Source organism: Maricaulis alexandrii (genome assembly GCF_005871165.1).
Classification (GTDB): domain Bacteria; phylum Pseudomonadota; class Alphaproteobacteria; order Caulobacterales; family Maricaulaceae; genus Maricaulis; species Maricaulis alexandrii.
In genome coordinates, this window is record NZ_SWKP01000007.1 from 203,467 (window position 1) to 224,263 (window position 20,797).

Genomic DNA, 20,797 nt, shown 5'->3' on the forward strand with positions numbered 1-20,797 from the left:
CACCATGGAAACGCGTGTAACAGAGCCCGTCAGGCCGGTCCAGACAGACCGCTCAGCAAGCGGCGCGCCTCGGCGGCATCCTGGGCAATCTGCGCCTTCAGCGCGTCCAGCCCGTCGAATTTGCGTTCCGGACGGATGAAGCTGTTGAACTCCACCTCCAGCTCGCGCCCGTAGATCTCGTCACTGAAATCGAAGAGATGGACCTCCAGCAGCTCGCTCAGACCGTCGACGGTCGGGCGCTTGCCGAAATTCGCGACTGCGTCGATCGGCTCTCCCTCCCCATCCAGACGGACCCGCACGGCGTAGACGCCATAGGCGGGACGGACGAAGTCGCCCAGATCGATATTGGCCGTCGGGAAGCCTATGGTCCGGCCCCGCTGATCGCCCTTCTGGACCAGCCCCTCAATCGCCCAGGCCGAACCCAGGAGTTCCGCCGCGGCTTTCATGTCACCGTCGAGGATGGCCTTGCGGATCCGGGTCGAGGACACCTTGTCCGCACCATTGCCGTGCAGATCGGCGAAAGCCGACTTGATGCCGCGTGCCTCGCACAGGCGCTCCAGCTCCCCGATCGTGCCGGCGCGGCCGGCACCGAAGCGGAAATCGGCACCCGTGACGATGCCCCGAATACCAAGCCCCTGGTCGAGCACCTGATCGACAAACTGTTCCGGCGTCATCGCCGCCATGTCGGCCGTGAAAGGCAGGACATGCAGGCGCTTCACCCCAAGGCTTTCCAGCGTCCGGTTGCGGCGATGCTCGCCCATCAGGCGGAAGGCGGGCGCTTCAGGTGCGAAGAAGCGGCGCGGATGCGGATCGAACAGGGCCACGCCGAGCGGCGCTTCAAGGTTTTCAGCCAGGTCCGCAGCCAAGGCAATCACATGACGATGTCCGTGATGGACGCCATCGAAGTTGCCCAGCGCAACGACCGAACCCCGGCCATTCTCGGATATGGACTGGAAACCCTGATAGACCTGCATGCGGATCAGTCGTCCGTTTTCTTGCGACGCTTGCGAACCATGACCTCGGCTTCGGCCTCCATCGTCGTCTTGTCGCCGACGGTGCAGATGCATTGCATCAGGGCTTTGCGCGATTTCAGGTCGACGGATTTCACGGTGACCCGCGTGGTGACCTCGTCACCGATCCGGGTCGGCAGGAAGAAGCGCATGTTCAGGCCGAGAAAAATGGCACCCGGTCCGGGCAGCTGGTTGCCCAGCACACCGGAAATGAAGGAAGCAACCAGCGCCCCGTGCGCGATCCGGCCCCGGAACGGGGTCGAACGGGCAAATTCTTCGTCCATATGGACCGGATTATAGTCGCCCGAGACCTTGGCGAACATGTCCAAATCTTCTTCGGTAACCGTCCTAACCGCCTCAGCGGATTGGCCAATTTCCATTTCTTCCAGGGCGATACCGCGCACTTCTGCCATGAGCGACTCCATCTTTCTGTCCGCTTTAACCGATTTTTATCCGCGAATGTCTAGGGTCTGTGCTGAAGACGGCGGAACAAGCCGTCGGATTGTGTGTAAACGCGCCGAGTGGATGGAGACTACATATGGCTGTCGAGATGACGATGCCTATCCTGGTTGTGGACGACTACAAGACCATGATCCGCATCATTCGCAATCTTCTCAAGCAAATTGGCTTCGAGAATGTGGATGAGGCGGCCGATGGCCAGGAAGCCTATCAAAAAATGCAGGAAAACAAGTACGGTCTGGTCATTTCCGATTGGAACATGGAACCGATGACCGGCTACGAGCTGCTGCAAAAGGTCCGCGCTGACGAGAGCATGAAGGCCACGCCCTTCATCATGGTCACCGCCGAATCCAAAACCGAAAACGTGGTCGCAGCGAAGCGCGCCGGTGTGAACAACTACATCGTGAAGCCCTTCAATGCCGGGACCCTCAAGGCGAAGATGTCGGCAGTTCTGGGCGACTTCTAGTCGACCCCTTGAACGCCCCCAACGCCCATTGAGTTCGCTAAGGAAGGAGGGCCCCATGCCCGCCGCCAATGTTGCAGCGCAAGTTCGCACGTCCCTGGCGTCACTGAAAGCCAGCGACCTGCAGGACGCGCAGATCATGGAAGTCCTGAAGCTGGCCCACCAGCTGACGGATACGATGAAGCTGTTCTTCAGCTCCCTCGACCAGTCGATCTGCCAGGAATTCAACTATATCGCCGATTACATCTCGCGGACCCGCGACGAGATTTCGGCGCTTCGTCCCAACGACATCAAGACCGAGCGGATACCGTCCGCCGGGGTTGAGCTGGAAGCCGTTGTTGGTGACACGGAAAAGGCGACCGAGACGATCATGAGCGAGGCCGAGGCCGTGCTCTGTGAAGATTCAACGGACTATGATGAATATCGTGCCGCCGTCGAGGCCCGCATGATGACGATCATCGAAGCCTGTTCCTTCCAGGATCTCGCCGGTCAGCGCGTGTCCAAGGTCGTCAATTCCCTGCGTCACGTGGAAAGCCGCGTCGCCCGCTTTGCCGAGGTGATGGGTGTCCGCGATGCCGACGGGTTCGAGACCGAACAGGAAAAGGCCGAACGCGAGCGCAACGAGAAGAACCTGCTCAACGGTCCCGCCCTCGGCGGCCCGGAAACGAGCCAGGACGATATCGATGCCATGTTCGCCGAGTCCGGCAGCGTGCCGGATCTCGATCAGAACTCGATCGACTCCCTGTTCGATTAAACCGTTCGGACTACCAGACGAGTTTCGGCGCAAGCCATCGTGCCGACACTCCATAGCCGTCCAGTGCGCGAGCGACAGCTTCTCCATCGAAGCTGTCGCTTTTCACGTTTGAGCCGAGAATCCCGTCCGCGATGAACAGGGCATCGATCCCGATACGGTCGGCGCCGGCGACATCCGTCTCGGGACCATCGCCGATCGCCAGGGTCCGGGACAGGTCCACCGTCTTGCCTTCCGCCTCGAGGGCCGCCCTGGCGAGGTCATAGATCGGTTTGTGCGGCTTGCCCGCCACGATCGAACGCCCGCCCATCTCGCGGTAAAGCCGGGCAATCGCACCGGCGCAGTAGATCAGCTGGTCTCCGGCCTGCACAACGATGTCGGGATTGGCGCACACCAGGTCCAGCCCGCGCTCCAGGGCCCGCTCAAGCCGGTCACGATAGTCGTCCGGCTTGCCGTTCCAGTAATCGTCCGGCCCCGTACAGGCGATGAAGTCGGCAGTCTCCACATCGACGAAGTCGAGGTCCAGACCGGCGAACAGGCCATGATCGGCCTCCGGACCGATATGCCAGGCCTTGCCCGGCACGCGATCCACCAGCTCGCTGTGAATGGCATCGCCGGACGTCACCATCGTATCGGTGGCATCCTCCGGCAGTCCCATCTGGGCGAGGAAGGTCCGAAGACTGGACGAGCGGCGCGGCGAGTTCGACACCAGGCACACCACCCCGCCCGCCTTTCGGAAACGGCGCAGCGCGTCCACGGCTTCGGGCAACAGGGCGCGACCGTCGCGGATCACGCCCCAAACATCGCAATACAGGGTGTCGTAGAGCTCCCGCAGCGGAGCCAAGTGTGCAGCTTGTGTCATGGCGCGCTTGAAGCAGGCCCGCCCGCTGCCGTCAATCAGATGAGACGGGGGATCAGCTCACCAGGCGCAGGCCTGCGGCCGGCTGGGCGGCTTCCTCGAGCACGTCGTCACGGACCGGACGCGGTTCTCCGAACAGATGTCCCTCGCCATAGGCGACGTCCAGTTCGAGGACTTCCACCACGGTGGCTTCGGACTCGATCTTGTCGACGATCAGGTCGATGCCGTGACGGGCGAACAGGCCGGCCATGTCCTCATGGGAGATGGCGCCCGGCTCATAGCCGGCAATGGGCTCGTACTCATTGATCGCGCTCAGCAGACGCTGGCCGCCGATCTTCACGAAACGCACGCCGGCACGCTCCATTTCTTCCAGGTCGAGATCGACATGCTGGACCTGATCGACGGAGAAGCGGAAGCCGAAATCGGCCATGCGGGCCATGTTGCGGGCGGCGACCGCATCGCGTTCCTCGAAGGCGCGCTGGGAAATCTCGAAGATCAGGGAACCGGCGAGATCCTTGTTCTGGCGGACGAAATCGAGGAATTCCGGGAAGAAATCCTCATCCGACAAAGAGTTCAGGGACACATTGCAGAAGATACCGACCTTGCGGTCCTGGCCGGTCAGGCGGCGCACGATTTGCACGCAGCGGAAGAGGAGAAGATTGTCCACCTCGGTCATGATGCCGGCCTGCTCGGCCGCCTGGATAAAGGTGGCCGGCGCGATCACACGGCCCGTCGTGTCGCGCAGGCGCGTATAGCCCTCATAGAAGGCCACGCGGCGCTGCGGCAGGGTGACGACCGGCTGCAGATAGAGGTCCACGCGATTGGCCGCCAGGGCTTCGCGAACGATCTCGATATCGATGCCCGCCTCGGCGGTATCGGTGGGAACCGGCTTGTCGGACAGGCTGGTCGGGCCGCCGACACGGCGAACCAGATCTTCCAGCACCCGCACCTCATGCACCAGCGCATTGTCGCGCTCGACCGCCTCGGCCCGCAGCTCGTCCGTGATCTCGTCGATCCGGGCCTGGGCGGCCTCGAACTCTTCGGCGAGGGCGAGGTTGGAGGCTTTGAGATTGTGGATTTCCTGTTCCAGGACACGACGTTCCTGCGCCCGGGACGCGGCGGAGTGCGCCATGCCGGCCACGATGAAAACAATCGCGCCCATCATCCAGGCCGTCATGCTCGGCATCAGGCCGAGCCGTTCGAAACCGATCGCGGCCACCGTCGCGATGGCGACGTAGGTCATGAGGATAAGAATATCGAGCGCGCGGGGCATGGCGGTCTTCCAGACAGCGAATCGTCACATGGGCTTGGAGGTTAAGCTGTGTCGGCGCCGGTTGTCGTTTGGTTAACGAAGGTAAACCCTGTTGACCCCTTTCTTATCTAACCAATTGAAGTTTAAGGCCATGCATAAAATAAAGCGGCCCGCACAAAGGCGGGCCGCTTGTCGCGCATTTTAATGTCACCGGTGGAAAACCGGAAAATTACGACGCGGCGTGCGGACGAATGAGGATTTCCACCCGGCGGTTCTGCTGGCGGCCATAGGCGGTATCATTCGAGGCGATCGGGGCACGCTCGCCCATGCCGGCGATGTAGAACCGGTCCCGCAGCACACCCTGGGCGATCAGGTAATTGCCGACCGAGATGGCCCGGTTTTCCGACAGGGTCTGGTTATAGGCATCCGGACCCGTGCTGTCGGCATGGCCGACCACGTCGATATAGGTCGCCGGATAGCGGTTCAGCACCGTCGAGACATCATTGAGGATGCCATAGAACTGGCCCTGGATGTCCGAGGAATTGGTGGCGAAGGTGACATCGCCCGGCATGATCAGGCGCAGATCATTGCCTTCGCGGCGGACGCCGACGCCCGTATCGGACAGGGCTTCACGCATGGCCGCTTCCTGGCGGTCCATGTAATTGCCGATCGCGCCCCCGGCGAGCGCCCCGATACCGGCACCGATGAGCGCATTGGTCCGCCCCTCGCTGCTGTCACTGGTATTGGTCAGATAGCCCAGCGCGGCGCCGGCAGCAGCGCCGATCAGGATACCACGGCCCGTATTGTTGGCCCGGGTCTCGCCGGTATAGGGATCCGTGGTGGTGCAGGCGGTCAGCGCCAGGAGGGCCGTGACGGAGACGGCGGCAGTGCGGAGTTTCATGGTTATACCTTCTCAGCTACGCAACTAGACGGATCATAGCCTGAAATGTGACAGGCATTCCAACGTCAAATAGACGCATTCCGAATATGAACGCAGCCTGACAGGATTTCCGTCGCGGCTTCAAGGGCCCGCAAACCGGCTGCATCCCGTGCTTGCGAAAGCGGGCCCGGACCGTCACGACTGGCGGCCGATATCAAGGTGCCGATTTCCAAGCCAGCGCAGTGCAATCGAGTCCGGGACCGATTCCGGACCCCACTGCAAAAAAACGCACCCGCCGCCTCTTGACGCTCCTCCAACCGACCCTTATCTCCGCCGCTGTTAGCAGTCGGCTGGGGTGAGTGCTAACGATCCCCGGCTCTGCAGAATTCACAGTCCTCTTGCTGGAGAAGAACCAAGATGACCTTTCGTCCTCTGCACGACCGCGTGCTGGTGAAGCGCGTCGAAGAAGAGTCCACGACCAAAGGCGGGATCATCATCCCGGACACCGCCAAGGAAAAGCCGCAGGAAGGCGAAGTTGTCGCCGTCGGCGGTGGTGCCATCAAGGATGACGGCTCCGTCCGCCCGCTGGACCTGAAGGTCGGCGACCGCATTCTGTTCGGCAAATGGTCGGGCACCGAAGTCACCCTGGGCGGTGACGAGCTCCTGATCATGAAAGAGTCCGACATCCTCGGTGTGATGGGCTAAGCGCCCGCTCCACCCAGTGATCAACTCAGAACAACGGATACAATCCCATGGCTGCTAAAGACGTATATTTCGGTTCTGACGCCCGCGAGCGCATGCTGCGCGGCGTCGACATCCTCGCCAACGCTGTGAAAGTCACGCTGGGCCCGAAAGGCCGCAATGTCGTGATCGAGAAATCCTTCGGCGCCCCGCGCACCACGAAGGACGGCGTTTCCGTCGCCAAGGAAATCGAACTGACCGACAAGTTCGAGAACATGGGCGCCCAAATGCTGCGCGAAGTCGCGTCCAAGACGAACGACATCGCCGGCGACGGCACCACGACCGCCACGGTTCTGGCCCAGGCCATCGTGCGCGAAGGCATGAAGTCGGTGGCCGCCGGCATGAACCCGATGGACCTCAAGCGCGGCATCGACAAGGCCGTCTCCCTGGTCATCGAGGACATCAAGGCCATCTCCACCCCGGTCAAGGACAGCGGTGAAGTCGCCCAGGTCGGCACCATCTCCGCCAACGGCGCCAGCGACATTGGCGAAATGATCGCCAAGGCCATGGACAAGGTCGGCAAGGAAGGCGTCATCACGGTCGAGGAAGCCAAATCCCTCGAAACCGAGCTGGATGTCGTCGAAGGCATGCAGTTCGACCGTGGCTACCTGTCCCCGTATTTCATCACCGATGCGGACAAGATGCAGGCCGAGCTGGAAGAGCCCTACATCCTGCTGTTCGAGAAGAAGCTGACCTCCCTGCAGCCGATGCTCCCGATCCTGGAAGCCGTCGTGCAGTCCGGCCGTCCGCTGCTGATCATCGCGGAAGACGTCGAAGGCGAAGCGCTGGCCACCCTCGTGGTCAACAAGCTGCGCGGTGGCCTGAAGATTGCCGCCGTGAAGGCTCCGGGCTTCGGCGACCGCCGCAAGGCCATGCTGGAAGACATCGCCATCCTGACCGGTGGCCAGGTCATCTCCGAAGATCTCGGCATCAAGCTGGAAACCGTCACGCTCGACATGCTGGGCTCTGCCAAGCGCGTCAACATCACCAAGGACGACACCACGATCGTCGACGGTGTGGGTGACAAGGCCCAGATCGAAGCCCGCGTCACGCAGATCCGCAAGCAGGCTGAAGACACCTCTTCCGATTACGATCGCGAAAAGCTGCAGGAACGTCTGGCCAAGCTGGCTGGCGGTGTGGCCGTGATCAAGGTTGGCGGTGCCACCGAGATCGAAGTGAAAGAGAAGAAAGACCGCGTCGACGACGCCCTGAACGCCACCCGCGCTGCGGTGGAAGAAGGCATCGTCCCGGGCGGTGGTGTGGCCCTGCTGAAAGCCACGCTCAAGCTGGCCGGCCTGGAAGGTGACAACCCGGATCAGACGCAAGGCATCGCCATTGTGGCGCGTGCCCTGCAGGCTCCGATCCGCCAGATCGCCACGAACTCCGGCGTCGAAGGCTCCATCGTGGTCGGCAAGGTGCTGGAAAACACCTCCGCCACCTTCGGCTTCAACGCCCAGACCGAAGAGTATGGCGACATGCTCTCCTTCGGCGTGATCGACCCGGCCAAGGTTGTCCGTACGGCTCTGCAGGATGCGGCCTCCGTCGCCTCCCTGCTGATCACCACGGAAGCCGCCGTCGCCGACGCTCCGAAGGACGAAGGCGCTGCCCCGGCCATGCCGGACATGGGCGGCATGGGTGGCATGGGCGGCATGATGTAGTCATGCAGCCGGTCACCTGACCGACTAAAGAGAGGCCCGCTCCGATGGAGCGGGCCTTTTCTTTTGGCTGGGATTCCTCCCCATTCCATGGGGAGGTGGATTGACCGAAGGGCAAGACGGAGGGACGGCGAAGCCGGTATCCGGCGCTGATGCGCCGCCCCTTCGACCCGATGCGTCGCATCGGCCCACTTCCCCATGTGATGGGGAAGAAAGACGCGCTAAGCTCCCCACAAGCTTTTCGAGGGGAAGACCATGAAATACCTGATCACAGGCTCCAGCCTGGTGCTGGCCGGGCTTCTGTCCGCCTGCCAGCCGGCCGAGACCGGAACTGAAACGGCCGACGAAGTGGCCGTCGCACAATACGACGCCGCGACCTTCCACGAGACGACGAGTTTCGGCATGGCGTCCTCGTCGGGCTTTGCCTGGTCAGCGGATGACAGCCGCATCCTGATCACCTCGGACGAGACCGGCGTGTTCAACGCCTATGCGGTGGATCCCGAGACCGGTGACCGCGAAGCGCTAACCGCGTCGGAAACGGATGCCACCTTTGCCCTGTCCTGGTTCCCGGAAGACGACCGAGCCGTGGTCATGGCCGACAGTGGCGGCAATGAGATCAACCATATCTATGTCCGTGAGCTGGACGGCCGGCTGAATGACATCACGCCGGGCGACGAGGTGCGCGCGCAATTTCTCGGCTGGTCGCCGGACGGCACGGACATGTGGGTGATGACCAATGAGCGCGACCAGACCGCCATGGACATCTATGCCTATGACACGCTGAGCTATGAGAGCGGCATCGTCTTCCAGAATGACGACTCGCTGGATATCGGCGATGTCAGCCCTGACGGGCGCTGGCTGGCCCTGGTGCGCAACCGCACCTCCGCCGACAGCGACATCCTTCTGGTCGATCTGGCCTCCGGCGACACCACCCCGCAGCTGATCACCGGGCATGAGGGCAATATCGCCCATGGCGTCTACACCTTCACGCCGGACAGTTCGCAACTCGTCTATGCCACCAATGAGCATGGCGAGTTCAACCAGGCCTGGACCTATGATCTGGACAGCGGTGACACCGCGCCCCTGATCGAGGCCGACTGGGACGTCCAGTTCGTGATCTATTCGCCCTCGGGTGACTACCAGGTGTCCGCGATCAATGCCGATGCCCGCACCGAAGTGACGATCACCGACACCGCCACGGGCGAAGATCTCGCCCTGCCGGACCTGCCGGCGGGTGATCTCGGCTCGGTGCGCTTTTCGCGCGATGAAAGCCGGGTCGCCTTCCTGATCAATTCGGCGACCTCACCCTCCAACCTCCATGTCGTGGACCTGGAGAGCCAGGCTCATGCCCAGCTGACCAATGCGCTCAACCCTGCCATCTCCGAAGCGGAAATGGTGGATGCGGAAATCGTGCGTTTTGAAAGCTTTGACGGGCTGGAAATCCCCGGCGTTCTCTACCGGCCGCACGGCGCCAGTGCCGAGCATCCGGTGCCGGCCCTGGTCTGGGTGCATGGCGGTCCGGGCGGACAGAGCCGGGTCGGCTATTCCGCCACGATCCAGCACCTGGTCAACCACGGCTATGCCATCTATGCCGCCAACAACCGTGGCTCGTCGGGCTATGGGAAGACCTTCTATCACATGGATGATCGCCGGCATGGCGAGGAAGACCTGATGGATATCGTCTCGGCTGGCGAATGGCTGCGTCAGCAGGACTGGGTCAATGCCGACCAGGTCGGCGTGATCGGGGGCTCCTATGGCGGCTACATGACCGCCGCCGCCCTCACCTTCCACCCGGATGCCTTCGAGGTGGGGATCAATATTTTCGGCGTCACCAATTGGGAGCGCACCCTCGCCTCCATCCCGCCCTGGTGGGAAAGCTTCCGCGAGGCGCTCTATGACGAAATGGGCGATCCGGCGACCGATGCGGAACGGCATCGTGCCATCTCGCCGCTCTTCCATGCCGAGAATGTCACCCAGCCCATGCTGGTGGTCCAGGGCGCCAATGACCCCCGCGTCCTGCAGGTGGAAAGCGATGAACTCGTTGCCGCCGTCCGCGCCAATGGGGTGCCGGTGGAATACGTGCTCTTCCCCGATGAAGGCCATGGCTTCCGCCGCCGCGAAAACCGCATCACGGCTTCGGAGGCCTATGTGAGCTTTCTGGATGAGTATCTGAAGAGCGACGGACACTAGGCCCGTTCGCCCATTTCAGGACACAATTGTCTCCACGGTCATGGGAATGGCCGTGGAGAATTTGTGTGTGGTGAAGACGACCGCGGTCTCGTAGCGCTGCACGACCGGGTCGGCGAGCAAGGTGGTTTTCGCCCAGTCCTCGAACTCGCGCAGGCTGGTCGCATGGACATGGAGGATGAAATCGACCTCCCCGGCGATCGAATAGCATTGGGTGACCCGGTCGCTGTCCTGCATCTGCGCCATGAAGCGCTCATACGCCTCGGCCAAGTCATCGCGGAAGATCACGGAGACGATCAGGGTCTGGCCGAGACGATCACGATCCAGCAAGGCGACATCCGCCCGGATCACACCGACGGCGCGCAACCGGTCCAGCCGTCGGCGCACGGCGGTCTCGGACAGGTTCACACGGGCCGCAATCTCTCGATTGGGAAGACGCGTATCAGCCTGGACAATGTCGAGGATGGCGCGATCAAAGGCGTCGAGCATTCGGATCTCCCAGAAGCCATATCCGCCAGTCGCCGAATTTCGCCGTTTATCCTGCGGATTTCGCCGAATGTCGGCGCGCAACTTCGTCTAGTCTGCGGACCTGACAAAAACAAGCCGAGTGCCCTATGCCCCCGATCCGAGCCCTCATCGCCGCCATTCTCTCCGGCCTGGCCGTCACCGCCGCGGCCTGTTCGCAATCTGCCCTCGATGCGCAAATCGAGGCGCGGATCGACGCGACCCTGGCCGAAGGCATTGCCGGTGCGGTGGTCCTGGTGGAAGCCGGGGGCGAGCAGCATGTCTACGCCCGCGGACTAGCGGACCGGGCCAGTGACACACCCATGCCGGAAGACGCCCTGTTGCGCCTAGCCAGTGTCGGCAAACTCTACACGGCCGCCGTCATCCATCGCCTCACCCTGGAGGGCGTGATCGATCTGGACCGGACGACGGCCGATTATGTGGCGCCGGAGCTCATCGCGGACATCGCCAATGCCGACACGGCCAGCCTTCGCCAATTGCTGAATCATTCAGCCGGTGTGCCCGATTATTACGACGAGGCCTGGGAGGCACAGGTCGGCACCACACCGCGCAATACCCCTCAGATCACCCTCGACCATATCCGCGGCCGGCCGGCCGACTACGCTCCAGGCGAAGGCTATGGCTATTCCAACAGTCATTACCAGCTTCTGGGCCTGGTCGCAGAGGCTGTGACCGGTGAGCCGCTGGGCACGCTGATGGAGCACATGATCTTCACGCCGCTGGACCTGCACGCCACCGGCTTCAACATCGAGGATGATCCGCGCAACACGATCCATGGCTATGGACGGCTGGGCGATGACACGGTCGATACCTTTGCCCTGCGCGACAATAACGGCGCCGATGGCGGTGTGATGGCCAGCGTCACGGACACCGCGCGTTTCCTGAATGCCCTGTTCGCATCAGACGGCGCGCTGTCCGATATCGGCACCGCCATGCTGTCGGACCGGCTGGACCGCGGCAATGGCCGCTACAGGGCGCTGGGCCCGCTCTATGTCGAACACGAATCCGGGCTGTCCCTGGCCACGCATAGCGGCTTCATCGATGGCTATGTGACGACGGCCGTGCGGGTCCTGTCACCGGATGTGACCGTCATCGTCCATCTCAATGGCAGCCAGCCACAACTGGCCGGGAGCCTGGCGCGGGACCTGCTCTTCATCCTGGCCGCACCGCAGGACTAGCCCAGTCCCACGCGTTGCTTCAGAACGGCCAGACGGGCAGCGGATTGATTGATCCGCTGCTCGCTCAGGCGCCCCTCGGCGATCGCCTCAGTGACCCAGCGGATGAAATTCTGCGGCAGTTCCGGATCGGGACTGGCGGAGTTGGACATCATGATGATGTCATTGCCGGCCTCGATGGAGCGCAGCACGGCTTCGCGCTGGACGAAATTGTTGCGGATCGCGGCCATGTCGAGATCATCGGTCATGATGGCACCGGTAAAGCCCAGCCGGTCGCGCAGCAGGCCTTCCAGGGCCGGGCGGGAGAAGGTCACCGGCACGCCACTGGGATCGACGGTCTCCAGCGTGAGATGCCCGCCCATTATGAGATGGGCCCGGTCCCGCCGGATGAGCTCGGCAAAGGGTTCCAGCTCCGCCTCGCTCCACGTGTGGGTGATATCGACAAAGCCGTCATGACTGTCGCCGCGCGAGCGTCCATGGCCGGGGAAATGCTTGATGGCGCAGACGGAGCCCTCGGCCTCGAAAGCGTCGATGAAGGCGCTGGCATAGTCCGCGATCGGCCCGGCCGCCGTGCCATAGGCGCGCCCATGGCGGCCGATCACGGCATTGTCCGGATCATGGACATCCGCCACCGGGGCCAGATTCATGTTGAAGCCAGCGGCATGGAATTCCTCCGCGGCGAGGCGATAGAGCGCACCGGCCTCATCCGGGTCATACGTGTCCGCCACCTGCATGGCCCGGGGAATGTGGGTATAGCCCAGATCGCGGGACAGGCGCTGGACCAGCCCCCCCTCCTGATCGATCGCCATCCAGGCGGTCGGGTCGGCCGCTGCAAACAGGCGCGCCGAACTCTCCGCGCCCTCGCGCGAGCGGACATTGTGGCGCAGGAAGAGCACGCCGCCGATCCGCCGGGCTGCCAGGTGATCCGCGACGATGGCCGCGCCGTCCGTCTCTGCGTCCCGGCCGATGAACCCCATCAGGAGCATCTGGCCGATTTTCTCGTCCAGGGGCTGTTCCGCAATCCGGGCGAAGGCGGCCGGGGTCAGGCCCAGACCGGCCAGAGCCAGTCCCGACTGAAGCAAGCGGCGACGATCAATATTCCACACGGCACTGTCCCTGAAACGCTATTGGGCCCGTCCGAAGCAAGCGGCAGGCCAGCGCAAAGCGCAAGGCCGGGCAACATGTCGAAATGGTCACCCGGCCGCAATTTCGCGGTTTCCCGGGCCCTGTCAGGGTGAGCGTGCCGTGATTGGCTCACGATTGCGGCCCCTTAAAATACTGCGAGCCTCACGCGGCGGCCGGATGTCCGGTCCGCCGCGTCTTTTCGTCTGGGCAGACAGTCCAGAGTGTGACGAAATATTCAGGACACAGAACAGGCGCCGTAAGGCTGACCTGTCCACATTGGCTGCGGGAAAACGAGGGATAGTCATGAAACGAATTCTTCTGGCCGGCATTTCTGTCGCCACTTTGAGCGCCGCCGCCTTTGCCTTTGATGGCGAAAAACAGGAAACACGCGTCCGCGTCGAGTCCGGGCATAATGTGATGATTGGCGGCGATGGCCCGATCATCGAACTGCGCGGCGAGAACGGCGACCGCACGCTCCACATGGAACGCGATGGCGAGGACACGGTGATCACCGTGAACGGCCAGACGATCGAGATCGAGGATGGCGAGGTCCGCATTGATGGCCAGGTCGTCGAAGCCGGCCACGGTAGTGTCGTGATCGTCGATGGTGACGAGCTGCGCGTTGTCGGCGGCGAATTCGATGTGGAATTCGATCGCGAATTCGAGATCCACATGGCCGAACGCGCCGAACACCTGGCCCGGATGGGCGAGGAAATCCGCGCCCGGTTCGAAAGCGAGGACGGCACCCATGCCTATGCCTTCGCCTTCGACACGGAAGGCCTGACCGAAGACATCCTGGAGAGCCTGGAGCACGCGATGGAGGGCTTGGACGGCCGCCATATCGACGATGAGGACTGGGACGAAATGACGGCGGAGGAACGCGAGGAGGTTCGCGAAGCCCTCCGTGAAGCCCGCGAGGAAATGCGCGAAGCCATGCGGGACGTGCGCGAAGACATGCGGGACATGGAAGGCGAACGCCGTCGTGTCCGCGTCGAATTGCGTGAGGCGGCGCGTGACATGGCGCGCGCCGAGCGCGAAATGGCCCGGGCCGAGCGGGAACGCCACCGGATCGAAGTCATCCGCCGCCGCCACGGCGATGCGGAGGGTGACGAAACCTGGGAATGGCGCAGCGATGATGGCGAGCACGCCTTCCACGAACAGCGCGAGGTCCGGGTCGAAGAGGACGAGGATGGCCGCCGCCGCGTCTGGGTCAATGGTGAGGAAAAGACCGGCGACGACCTGACCGAATGGCTCAACCAGATCGAATCGGACCGGCTGGCCGGTGGATCGGAACGTCACGGGGATGGCCACCCCATGCGCCGGGTCGAGCGTTTGGAGTTCCAGACTGAGGACGGCGAACGCCGGATCATCGAACTGGATGGCGGCCGCCATGTCGTGGTCGAAATCCACACGGATGACGCGGACCGTGACGACTGATCGCCTGCCATGACAGGTTTGCAGAACGGGCCGGTCTTTACCGGCCCGTTTTTGTTTGAATACCCGAAGTCGAAACAAAAAAAGGGCTGGCACAAGGCCAGCCCCAAGATAACGGTTGGTCGATAAAGGGCGTCTCCTCCCCGAAACGCCGAAAGGACAGGACGGTCAGGCCCGTGTCCTTTACATACGTTTACGTGGCATGACCCTTACGTCAACCCCCAACTTTTCCGTACGCTGAGGATAAGTCCTTGCCGCAGCGCAGCATTTTCCGGTTCAATCATTCCGCGCTGCAATACGCTCGACCGCTTCGATCCAGTCTTGGCGGGCCACGGTTTCCTGCGCCGGCTGCTCTTCGCGCCATTGCTTGTTGTCGGAAATATCCGCGGCCAGACGGGCGCCGAGCTTGAGATCCTTGATCGTGACCAGCCCCTCTTCACGCTCGTTCGAGCCGACAATGACGGCTGCCACAGCGCCGCGACGGTCGGCATATTTCATCTGCTTGCCCATATTGCCGCCGCCGACGAAAGCCTCGGCCCGGAAACCGGCTTCGCGCAGCTCGGCCGCCATGGACAGATAGTCCGCCGACCGGTCCTTCTCCGCGGCCACCACGACCACGAGCGGACGCTCCTGCGAGGCCCCGGTCAGGCCCAGCGCCGACAGGGCCGCCGCAAAACGGCTCACGCCGAAGGAAAAACCGGTCGCGGGCACGACCTGGCCGGTAAAGCGGGAGACGAGGTCGTCATAGCGGCCACCGCCGCCGACGGAGCCGAACTGGATCGGGGAGCCGTCATCATAGGTCGCCTGGGCCAGAAGCTCGGCCTCATAGACCGGGCCGGTGTAATAGCCCAGACCGCGCACGACGGACGGATCGAACAGGGCCCGGTCCTCATTCACACCAATGGCCGACAGCACATCGTGGATCTCGCTCAGGGCCGCGATACCGGCCTTGCCCGTTTCCGACGTGCCGACCAGCGGCTCCAGCCGGGCGATGACGTCTTCACGGCTGCCGCCCGAGGCATCCAGGAAAGCCAGGACGCGGTCGATCGAGGCGGTGTCGAGCTTGGCGCCTTCGGTGAAGTCGCCGGACTCGTCCTTGCGGCCCTCTCCGAGCAGCATGGCCACGCCGTCCCGGCCCAGCCGGTCCAGCTTGTCCGCAGCGCGCAGAACCCGCATGCGGCGCTCCGGCTCGGCGGCACCAATGCTTTCCAGCACACCGTCCAGCAAGCGGCGGTCATTGACCCGCACAACGTAGTCACCGTCCTTCAGACCGACAGACCGCATGACTTCAGCGGCCAGGGCGATCATTTCGGCATCGGCCGCCGCGCTGGCGGCGCCGACGGTATCGGCATCACACTGGACGAACTGGCGGAAGCGGCCCGGTCCGGGCTTTTCATTGCGCCAGACATCGCCCGCCTGGTAGCGGCGATAGGGCTTGTTCAGGTCCTGATAATTCTCGGCCACGAAACGGGCGAGCGGCGCCGTGTGGTCATAGCGCAGGGACAGCCACTGGCCGTCATCATCCTCCAGCGCGAACACGCCCTCATTCGGACGCTCTTCGTCCGGCAGGAATTTGCCCAGCGCGTCGGCATACTCGAAAGCCGGCGTCATCAGGGGTTCGAACCCCCAATCATCATAGACCCGGCTCGCGCGCTCGATCAGATGCCGCTCGACCCGCAGGATGGAACCGCTGCGGTCTTCAAAGCCACGCGGACGGCGCGCCTTGGGTCGAAAGGGCTTCTTGGCACTCATTGGGTCTCTCCGGCGAAGGCAGGCGCCAGGGCCCGCCCCTCAGTGTGAAAGCGGTGTTTTCCACGACAGGCCCGTCTCTGTGAACCCGTCTTAGCAGGACTGGCCCCGGAATTGCGTCGGATTCACGAGAAATCAAGGCGTTATTGCCAGACTGGCCTGATCTTGAACGGGAGACGTCCGCCATGTTGCGTGTCATCGGCACCAGCCTCATCCTTCTGACCAGCCTGACAGCAACAGCCCAGGCCGGTCCCGGAAGCGATTTGGCCGAGTTTGCCCAACGGCTTGGCACCGAAGCGACAGCGCGGTCCCGCGAGGCGGCGCTGCGTCCGGCCGCGCCGGCAGCACCGCTGGACATTGAAGACCCCTATTCCTTCGAACTGGACCAGTTTGCCACGGAAGCCCTGATGCTGAGCCGCCAGATCGATGCCGCGGGAGGACCGGTCGACCTGCGCTGCATCTTCCGGGGCATGTCCCGGGACACCGAAGCCCGGATCGAAGCGATCAATGCTGCCGAAACGGCGGCGGAACAGGCGCACATCTATGCCGGCCTGGCCGACCTGATGCGCGATGCTGCCGAGATTGCCCCGGCGGCCGACACGGATGCCGACCTGTCAGACGTGAACCTTCCGGCGAGCTGCCCGGCCCGGTCGAACTAGCGGCGCGTGGCGCGGTCGAGGCTGGCGATCAGCCCGTCGCGGGTCAGCACGGTCGGCAGGACCTGGGCGGAACCGCCCCCGGCCGGATAGAGCAGGTAGAGCGGCACACCGGCCTGGCCATGATCCCGGATCAGGTTGGCAATGGTTTCATTCCGGTTGGTCCAGTCGGCCCGCAGGAAAACCACATCATACTCGTTGAACGCCTCCTGCACGCGCGGATCATTGAGCACGCGCACCTTGTTGACCTGACAGGTCACACACCAGGCGGCTGTCACATCCACGAACACCGCCCGTCCTTCCGCCCGCAGCTCGGCGACACGCGCCGGTGACCAGGCTTCCTCGGCCACGGTGACGCTGCTGGACGACGCGGTGTCGGCCGGGATGCGGCTGATCCAGCCGGTACAGGCCACGGCCAGGATCAGGCCCAGAGCCCCGACCGCCTTCCACACCGGTCCCGCCTGCCCCAGCGCCCAGACACCAAAGGACAGGGCCACCATCGCTCCGCCCACGAGCAGCACACCGGACGAGCCCGACTGGATCGACAGGACCCAGACCAGCCACAGCGCCGAGGCAAACATGGGGAAGGCCAGGAACTGGCGGAAAGTCACCATCCAGGCACCCGGCTTCGGCATGAGCCGCAACAGTCCGGGCGCGAAACACAGGGCGACGAAGGGCAGGGCCAGGCCCAGACCCATGGCGGCCGAGACCAGGATCACCACAATGGCCGGCTGGGTCAGCGCCAAGCCCAGGGCTCCCGCGGCCAGCGGCCCGACGCAGGGCGCTGCCACGACCACAGCCAGCACACCCGTGAAAAAGGCGCCGCGCGCACCGGGCGTCTCGGCGAGACCGGAGCCCAGCCCCATCAGTCGGGTTCCGATTTCGAACACGCCCAGCAGGTTGAGACCGATGGCAAAGAGCAGGACTGCCAGCGCCGCAACCACGATCGGCAATTGCAGCTGGAAGCCCCAGCCCACCGGCAGGCCGAATTCCCGCAAACCGACCAGGATGGCGGCCAAGCCGACAAAGCTGACCAGGACACCGGCCAGGAAGAACAGGCCCTGCTCACGCACCTTGGCCGCATCGGAATGGGCGACCTGGACGAATTTGAGCACCTTGATCGACAGGATCGGGAAGACGCAGGGCATCAGGTTGAGGATCAGGCCACCACCCAGGGCCAGCAGGAGAATGACGATGTAGTTCACCGGCATGGTCACGTCCGCGACCGTGTCATCCAGCGTCATGTCATCATCCAGGAGCTCCGGGTTCACTTCGATCGTGCGGGCCACCCAGCGGCCGTCCTCATTGACCTCGTAGGAGACGATCCCGCCCCGGCTGGACTCGACCCGGTCCTCGGCCGCATAGCCCGGTGCCAGCACCAGAACGGTCCGTCCCTCGACGCGGCGATAATCCTGCATAGCCGCATGGCGGATCAGGCCGGATTTGAACGGGTAGAAGACCAGATTGCGGACCGTATCCTCCGGCCCGTCGAAATCACCGCCCATAAGCGCCAGCACGACCCGGTCGGAGACCTGGCCCAGCTCGCTGGAGACGGCCGGATCCGGCATCGGCACCGTGTCCAGCGCCGACCGGATATACCAATAGCCGGCCTCGTTCTGGATTGGCGCATCCCCGACCGCGAGCGTCAGCTCGAGCCGGCGTTCCTCCGGAATGCAGATTTCCTCGCACACCAGCCAGGTGGCGTCCGCGACAAGGGTGAGCGTGTCACCGGCGAAGTCCGGGGCGAGCCGAACCGGCATGGGCAGGGTCACTTCGTCCTTGTAGCCGTAGTCCATGATGTCATCGGACAGGGGCAGCTCGATCGGGGCCGGCCAGGCGATATCGCCGATCTCCACGCCCTGCGGCACGGTCCAGTCGATTTCGATCGGAAGACCGTTATCGCCGGGATTGCGCCAATAGGTATGCCAGTTGTCCGGCATGACCTGATGGACACCGATATGGAAGCTTTCCCCCGGCTGGGCCTGCGCCACATCGGCGACCAGTTCGGCCTCGACGATCGGCTCCCCGCTCGCCCAGCCCGGTTGGGCCATGGCCGGTGCTGTCCCCAGAAGGGCAAACAGGCAGAACAGGAAAACACGCATCAGGAAACCTCTCGGTCGCGGGACAATTCATCCAGGTCCCGCTGGATATAGAAGAAATTCGCGAACTGTCGAACCGGTCTGACGCAAAGGTGATCGCCCAAAGACAAACGGCCGCACCCGGGAGGGTACGGCCGTTCGAAATTCACCGGTTCGACGCGGATCAGACCTGGGCCTGACCGTCCGCGGCGGCCTTCAGCGAGGTCCGGCGCAGAATGCGGTCCCAACGCTGCAGGGAGATGATGTGGGCGGTGATCGCCACCAGGTCGCCGCTGTCGTGCAGTTCCTTGAGCTTGTCCGCCGGCAGGGCCGAGAACTTCTCATTGGAGACGCCCCAGTATTCCGCGACGGTAACCGGGTTTTCCGGATCCTGCGGATTGGCGACCTTGATGTCTTTCTTTTCCAGCAGGTCCAGAGCAACGAGACGTTCCACGAAGGCTTCCGTGATACGGGCGTCATTCTCGAAGGCCGACACGAAGTCGATGGCCTGCTTCATGTAATCGGTCGGTTCGCCCTGCTCGTCGAAGAAGGGACGCTCCGGGTTTTCGGAGACCACGAACTCGGCGTCCAGGTCGACACAGACGGTGGACGGCTGGTCGTTCTGGGCAGAGGCGCTCACGAAAGGATAGCGACGCACATAGGCCGGAATGTAGTGTTCCGCGTCGAACTGGCCGTTCTCATCCACGAACAGGTTCGTGCCGGCGCGCAGGCCCATGACCAAGACCGGCATTTTCTTTTCGCCCAGGAAGACGATCGGAAAGCTGCCGCAAGCGAAGGCGAATTCCGGGCTGATCGCCGGAACGAAGTGCCAGTCCTTCAGGAAGGAAAACGGATTGGAGACCGTTTTCACACCGTAAGACTTGTGCTTTTGACGGTTGAGCGGCTCGACATTCTTGTAGAGCGGCACGGATCCGGTGAGGCGCGGCTCGGTGGCGGCGTCGACCATGATAAAAACCCCTTTTAGTCCTTTGGGCGCTAGATAGCGGATATGCCCTGTTCCGGCAACGCAGCCGCGCAGGGCGATTCCATGCCATCGGACGCAAAATCAGTGCCGGACCCTGGCTGGATCCGGCACTGGACTGTGATTGGAGGCTTGTGAAGCCGGTCTGGTGATCAGAAACGGCGGCCGAAGCCGACGCCGAACACGACCGGGTCAATCTGGACGTCGGCATTCACCGCACCGTCGATCACCACATCAGTGTCGATGTCGATGTACTTGACGTCGAGGTTCAGGAACCACTCATCCTGCAGGGCGATGTCGATACCGGCCTGGGCGGCGAGGCCAAAGCTGGCATCGTAATCGATCGTGCTCAGGGCCGAACCCGACGGCAGGTCCTCATTGAAGAAATGGGTGTAGTTCACACCCGCGCCGACATAGGGGCGGTACTGGCCTTCCGGGTTGAAGTGGTATTGCAGCGTCAGCGTCGGCGGCAGCAGGGTGACATCACCCAGATCGATATCGCCGGCCGCCGTGTCCACGGCCATCACATCGTGCGGGGTCACGCCGAGAATGAGTTCGAGCGCCCAGTTGTCCTGCACGAAATAGGTGATGTCCAATTCCGGCACGACCGAGGTGTCAATATCGACATCCCCACCGATCGGCGTGATCGTCGCCTCTTCGTTCGGCACGACGTTGATCGCGCGCAGGCGCACCAGCCAGTCGCCCTGTTCCGCCATCGCCGGCGCGGCGAGAATGAGAGCCGCGGCAGCGCCGAGAAGCATCCGTTTCATGGGTCCGTCCTTTCGTCCCTAAAGAATATGGGGACTTTCTGGACCC

General features: G+C 63.2%; 19 protein-coding genes. 8 read left to right on the forward strand and 11 right to left on the reverse strand.

The genetic code is table 11. The features are described from left to right. Positions 1–29 precede the first annotated feature (29 nt). Positions 30–974: a bifunctional riboflavin kinase/FAD synthetase gene (locus tag FCS99_RS10065; protein ID WP_138512103.1), complete on the reverse strand. Its 945-nt coding sequence runs from the start codon at positions 972–974 to the stop codon at positions 30–32. Positions 975–979: 5 nt separating this feature from the next. Next, entirely contained in the window at positions 980–1,423 is a 444-nt protein-coding gene (locus FCS99_RS10070; RefSeq protein WP_138512105.1) for a MaoC family dehydratase, read from the reverse strand. A gap of 125 nt (positions 1,424–1,548) precedes the next feature. Here FCS99_RS10070 and FCS99_RS10075 point away from each other — a divergent pair, with 125 nt between their 5' ends. Together FCS99_RS10075 and FCS99_RS10080 are read left to right on the forward strand one after the other, a co-directional pair. Further along, a complete protein-coding gene (locus FCS99_RS10075; RefSeq protein ID WP_138512107.1) occupies positions 1,549–1,935 on the forward strand; it encodes a response regulator in 387 nt (128 codons plus the stop codon). 55 nt (positions 1,936–1,990) lie between these two features. After that, entirely contained in the window at positions 1,991–2,686 is a 696-nt protein-coding gene (locus tag FCS99_RS10080; RefSeq protein ID WP_138512109.1) for a protein phosphatase CheZ, read from the forward strand. A gap of 10 nt (positions 2,687–2,696) precedes the next feature. Here the strand turns inward: FCS99_RS10080 and FCS99_RS10085 are convergent, their stop codons facing one another. From FCS99_RS10085 to FCS99_RS10095, 3 genes are all read right to left on the reverse strand, one after another. Continuing rightward, a complete protein-coding gene (locus tag FCS99_RS10085) occupies positions 2,697–3,545 on the reverse strand; it encodes a TIGR01459 family HAD-type hydrolase (protein WP_138512111.1) in 849 nt (282 codons plus the stop codon). A 52-nt stretch (positions 3,546–3,597) separates the two neighbouring features. Next, positions 3,598–4,815: an EAL domain-containing protein gene (locus FCS99_RS10090; protein WP_138512113.1), complete on the reverse strand. Its 1,218-nt coding sequence runs from the start codon at positions 4,813–4,815 to the stop codon at positions 3,598–3,600. Between the two features lie 208 nt (positions 4,816–5,023). Then, positions 5,024–5,695 carry an OmpA family protein gene (locus FCS99_RS10095; protein ID WP_138512115.1) on the reverse strand — a complete coding sequence of 224 codons (672 nt, stop codon included), beginning with the start codon at positions 5,693–5,695 and terminating at the stop codon, positions 5,024–5,026. Positions 5,696–6,091: 396 nt separating this feature from the next. Here FCS99_RS10095 and FCS99_RS10100 point away from each other — a divergent pair, with 396 nt between their 5' ends. The 3 genes from FCS99_RS10100 (at position 6,092) to FCS99_RS10110 (ending at position 10,260) form a co-directional block, all read left to right on the forward strand. After that, complete coding sequence (locus FCS99_RS10100; RefSeq protein WP_138512117.1) at positions 6,092–6,379, forward strand: co-chaperone GroES; 288 nt, start codon at positions 6,092–6,094, stop codon at positions 6,377–6,379. Between the two features lie 47 nt (positions 6,380–6,426). Next, positions 6,427–8,073: a chaperonin GroEL gene (gene groL, locus FCS99_RS10105; RefSeq protein ID WP_138512119.1), complete on the forward strand. Its 1,647-nt coding sequence runs from the start codon at positions 6,427–6,429 to the stop codon at positions 8,071–8,073. 252 nt (positions 8,074–8,325) lie between these two features. Continuing rightward, on the forward strand, positions 8,326–10,260 hold the full coding sequence (locus tag FCS99_RS10110) for a S9 family peptidase (RefSeq protein WP_138512121.1): 1,935 nt from the start codon (positions 8,326–8,328) through the stop codon (positions 10,258–10,260). A gap of 15 nt (positions 10,261–10,275) precedes the next feature. Here FCS99_RS10110 and FCS99_RS10115 read toward each other — a convergent pair whose 3' ends face one another. Continuing rightward, positions 10,276–10,746 (reverse strand): Lrp/AsnC family transcriptional regulator, encoded by a 471-nt coding sequence (locus FCS99_RS10115; protein ID WP_138512123.1) that lies wholly within the window; start codon positions 10,744–10,746, stop codon positions 10,276–10,278. 125 nt (positions 10,747–10,871) lie between these two features. Here FCS99_RS10115 and FCS99_RS10120 point away from each other — a divergent pair, with 125 nt between their 5' ends. Then, positions 10,872–11,960, forward strand: coding sequence for a serine hydrolase domain-containing protein (locus FCS99_RS10120; protein WP_138512125.1), 1,089 nt, complete (start codon positions 10,872–10,874; stop codon positions 11,958–11,960). Here FCS99_RS10120 and FCS99_RS10125 read toward each other — a convergent pair. Then, positions 11,957–13,063: a glycoside hydrolase family 3 protein gene (locus FCS99_RS10125; protein ID WP_138512127.1), complete on the reverse strand. Its 1,107-nt coding sequence runs from the start codon at positions 13,061–13,063 to the stop codon at positions 11,957–11,959. The genes FCS99_RS10120 and FCS99_RS10125 overlap by 4 nt on opposite strands. Positions 13,064–13,385: 322 nt before the next feature. Between FCS99_RS10125 and FCS99_RS10130 the strand changes: the two genes are divergently transcribed. After that, on the forward strand, positions 13,386–14,519 hold the full coding sequence (locus FCS99_RS10130; protein WP_138512129.1) for a hypothetical protein: 1,134 nt from the start codon (positions 13,386–13,388) through the stop codon (positions 14,517–14,519). Positions 14,520–14,792: 273 nt separating this feature from the next. On the opposite strand, the gene hisS is transcribed toward FCS99_RS10130, so the two are convergent. After that, complete coding sequence (gene hisS, locus FCS99_RS10135) at positions 14,793–16,268, reverse strand: histidine--tRNA ligase (RefSeq protein WP_138512131.1); 1,476 nt, start codon at positions 16,266–16,268, stop codon at positions 14,793–14,795. Between the two features lie 182 nt (positions 16,269–16,450). Here hisS and FCS99_RS10140 point away from each other — a divergent pair, with 182 nt between their 5' ends. After that, positions 16,451–16,924, forward strand: a complete 474-nt coding sequence (locus FCS99_RS10140) for a hypothetical protein (protein WP_138512133.1) — start codon at positions 16,451–16,453, stop codon at positions 16,922–16,924. Here the strand turns inward: FCS99_RS10140 and FCS99_RS10145 are convergent. From FCS99_RS10145 to FCS99_RS10155, 3 genes are all read right to left on the reverse strand, one after another. Next, a complete protein-coding gene (locus FCS99_RS10145; RefSeq protein ID WP_138512136.1) occupies positions 16,921–19,023 on the reverse strand; it encodes a protein-disulfide reductase DsbD family protein in 2,103 nt (700 codons plus the stop codon). The genes FCS99_RS10140 and FCS99_RS10145 overlap by 4 nt on opposite strands. Before the next feature lie 160 nt (positions 19,024–19,183). Beyond that, positions 19,184–19,966: a SapC family protein gene (locus tag FCS99_RS10150; RefSeq protein ID WP_138512138.1), complete on the reverse strand. Its 783-nt coding sequence runs from the start codon at positions 19,964–19,966 to the stop codon at positions 19,184–19,186. A gap of 167 nt (positions 19,967–20,133) precedes the next feature. After that, positions 20,134–20,751 (reverse strand): OmpW/AlkL family protein, encoded by a 618-nt coding sequence (locus FCS99_RS10155; RefSeq protein ID WP_138512140.1) that lies wholly within the window; start codon positions 20,749–20,751, stop codon positions 20,134–20,136. Positions 20,752–20,797: the final 46 nt, after the last annotated feature.

Bases quoted from the DNA above. Each gene is read 5' to 3' on its own strand.
- FCS99_RS10065 (WP_138512103.1), bottom strand. From the start codon at position 974: ATGCAGGTCTATCAGGGTTTCCAGTCCATATCCGAGAATGGCCGGGGT.
- FCS99_RS10070 (WP_138512105.1), bottom strand. From the start codon at position 1,423: ATGGCAGAAGTGCGCGGTATCGCCCTGGAAGAAATGGAAATTGGCCAA.
- FCS99_RS10075 (WP_138512107.1), top strand. From the start codon at position 1,549: ATGGCTGTCGAGATGACGATGCCTATCCTGGTTGTGGACGACTACAAG.
- FCS99_RS10080 (WP_138512109.1), top strand. From the start codon at position 1,991: ATGCCCGCCGCCAATGTTGCAGCGCAAGTTCGCACGTCCCTGGCGTCA.
- FCS99_RS10085 (WP_138512111.1), bottom strand. From the start codon at position 3,545: ATGACACAAGCTGCACACTTGGCTCCGCTGCGGGAGCTCTACGACACC.
- FCS99_RS10090 (WP_138512113.1), bottom strand. From the start codon at position 4,815: ATGCCCCGCGCGCTCGATATTCTTATCCTCATGACCTACGTCGCCATC.
- FCS99_RS10095 (WP_138512115.1), bottom strand. From the start codon at position 5,695: ATGAAACTCCGCACTGCCGCCGTCTCCGTCACGGCCCTCCTGGCGCTG.
- FCS99_RS10100 (WP_138512117.1), top strand. From the start codon at position 6,092: ATGACCTTTCGTCCTCTGCACGACCGCGTGCTGGTGAAGCGCGTCGAA.
- groL (WP_138512119.1), top strand. From the start codon at position 6,427: ATGGCTGCTAAAGACGTATATTTCGGTTCTGACGCCCGCGAGCGCATG.
- FCS99_RS10110 (WP_138512121.1), top strand. From the start codon at position 8,326: ATGAAATACCTGATCACAGGCTCCAGCCTGGTGCTGGCCGGGCTTCTG.
- FCS99_RS10115 (WP_138512123.1), bottom strand. From the start codon at position 10,746: ATGCTCGACGCCTTTGATCGCGCCATCCTCGACATTGTCCAGGCTGAT.
- FCS99_RS10120 (WP_138512125.1), top strand. From the start codon at position 10,872: ATGCCCCCGATCCGAGCCCTCATCGCCGCCATTCTCTCCGGCCTGGCC.
- FCS99_RS10130 (WP_138512129.1), top strand. From the start codon at position 13,386: ATGAAACGAATTCTTCTGGCCGGCATTTCTGTCGCCACTTTGAGCGCC.
- hisS (WP_138512131.1), bottom strand. From the start codon at position 16,268: ATGAGTGCCAAGAAGCCCTTTCGACCCAAGGCGCGCCGTCCGCGTGGC.
- FCS99_RS10140 (WP_138512133.1), top strand. From the start codon at position 16,451: ATGTTGCGTGTCATCGGCACCAGCCTCATCCTTCTGACCAGCCTGACA.
- FCS99_RS10145 (WP_138512136.1), bottom strand. From the start codon at position 19,023: ATGCGTGTTTTCCTGTTCTGCCTGTTTGCCCTTCTGGGGACAGCACCG.
- FCS99_RS10150 (WP_138512138.1), bottom strand. From the start codon at position 19,966: ATGGTCGACGCCGCCACCGAGCCGCGCCTCACCGGATCCGTGCCGCTC.
- FCS99_RS10155 (WP_138512140.1), bottom strand. From the start codon at position 20,751: ATGAAACGGATGCTTCTCGGCGCTGCCGCGGCTCTCATTCTCGCCGCG.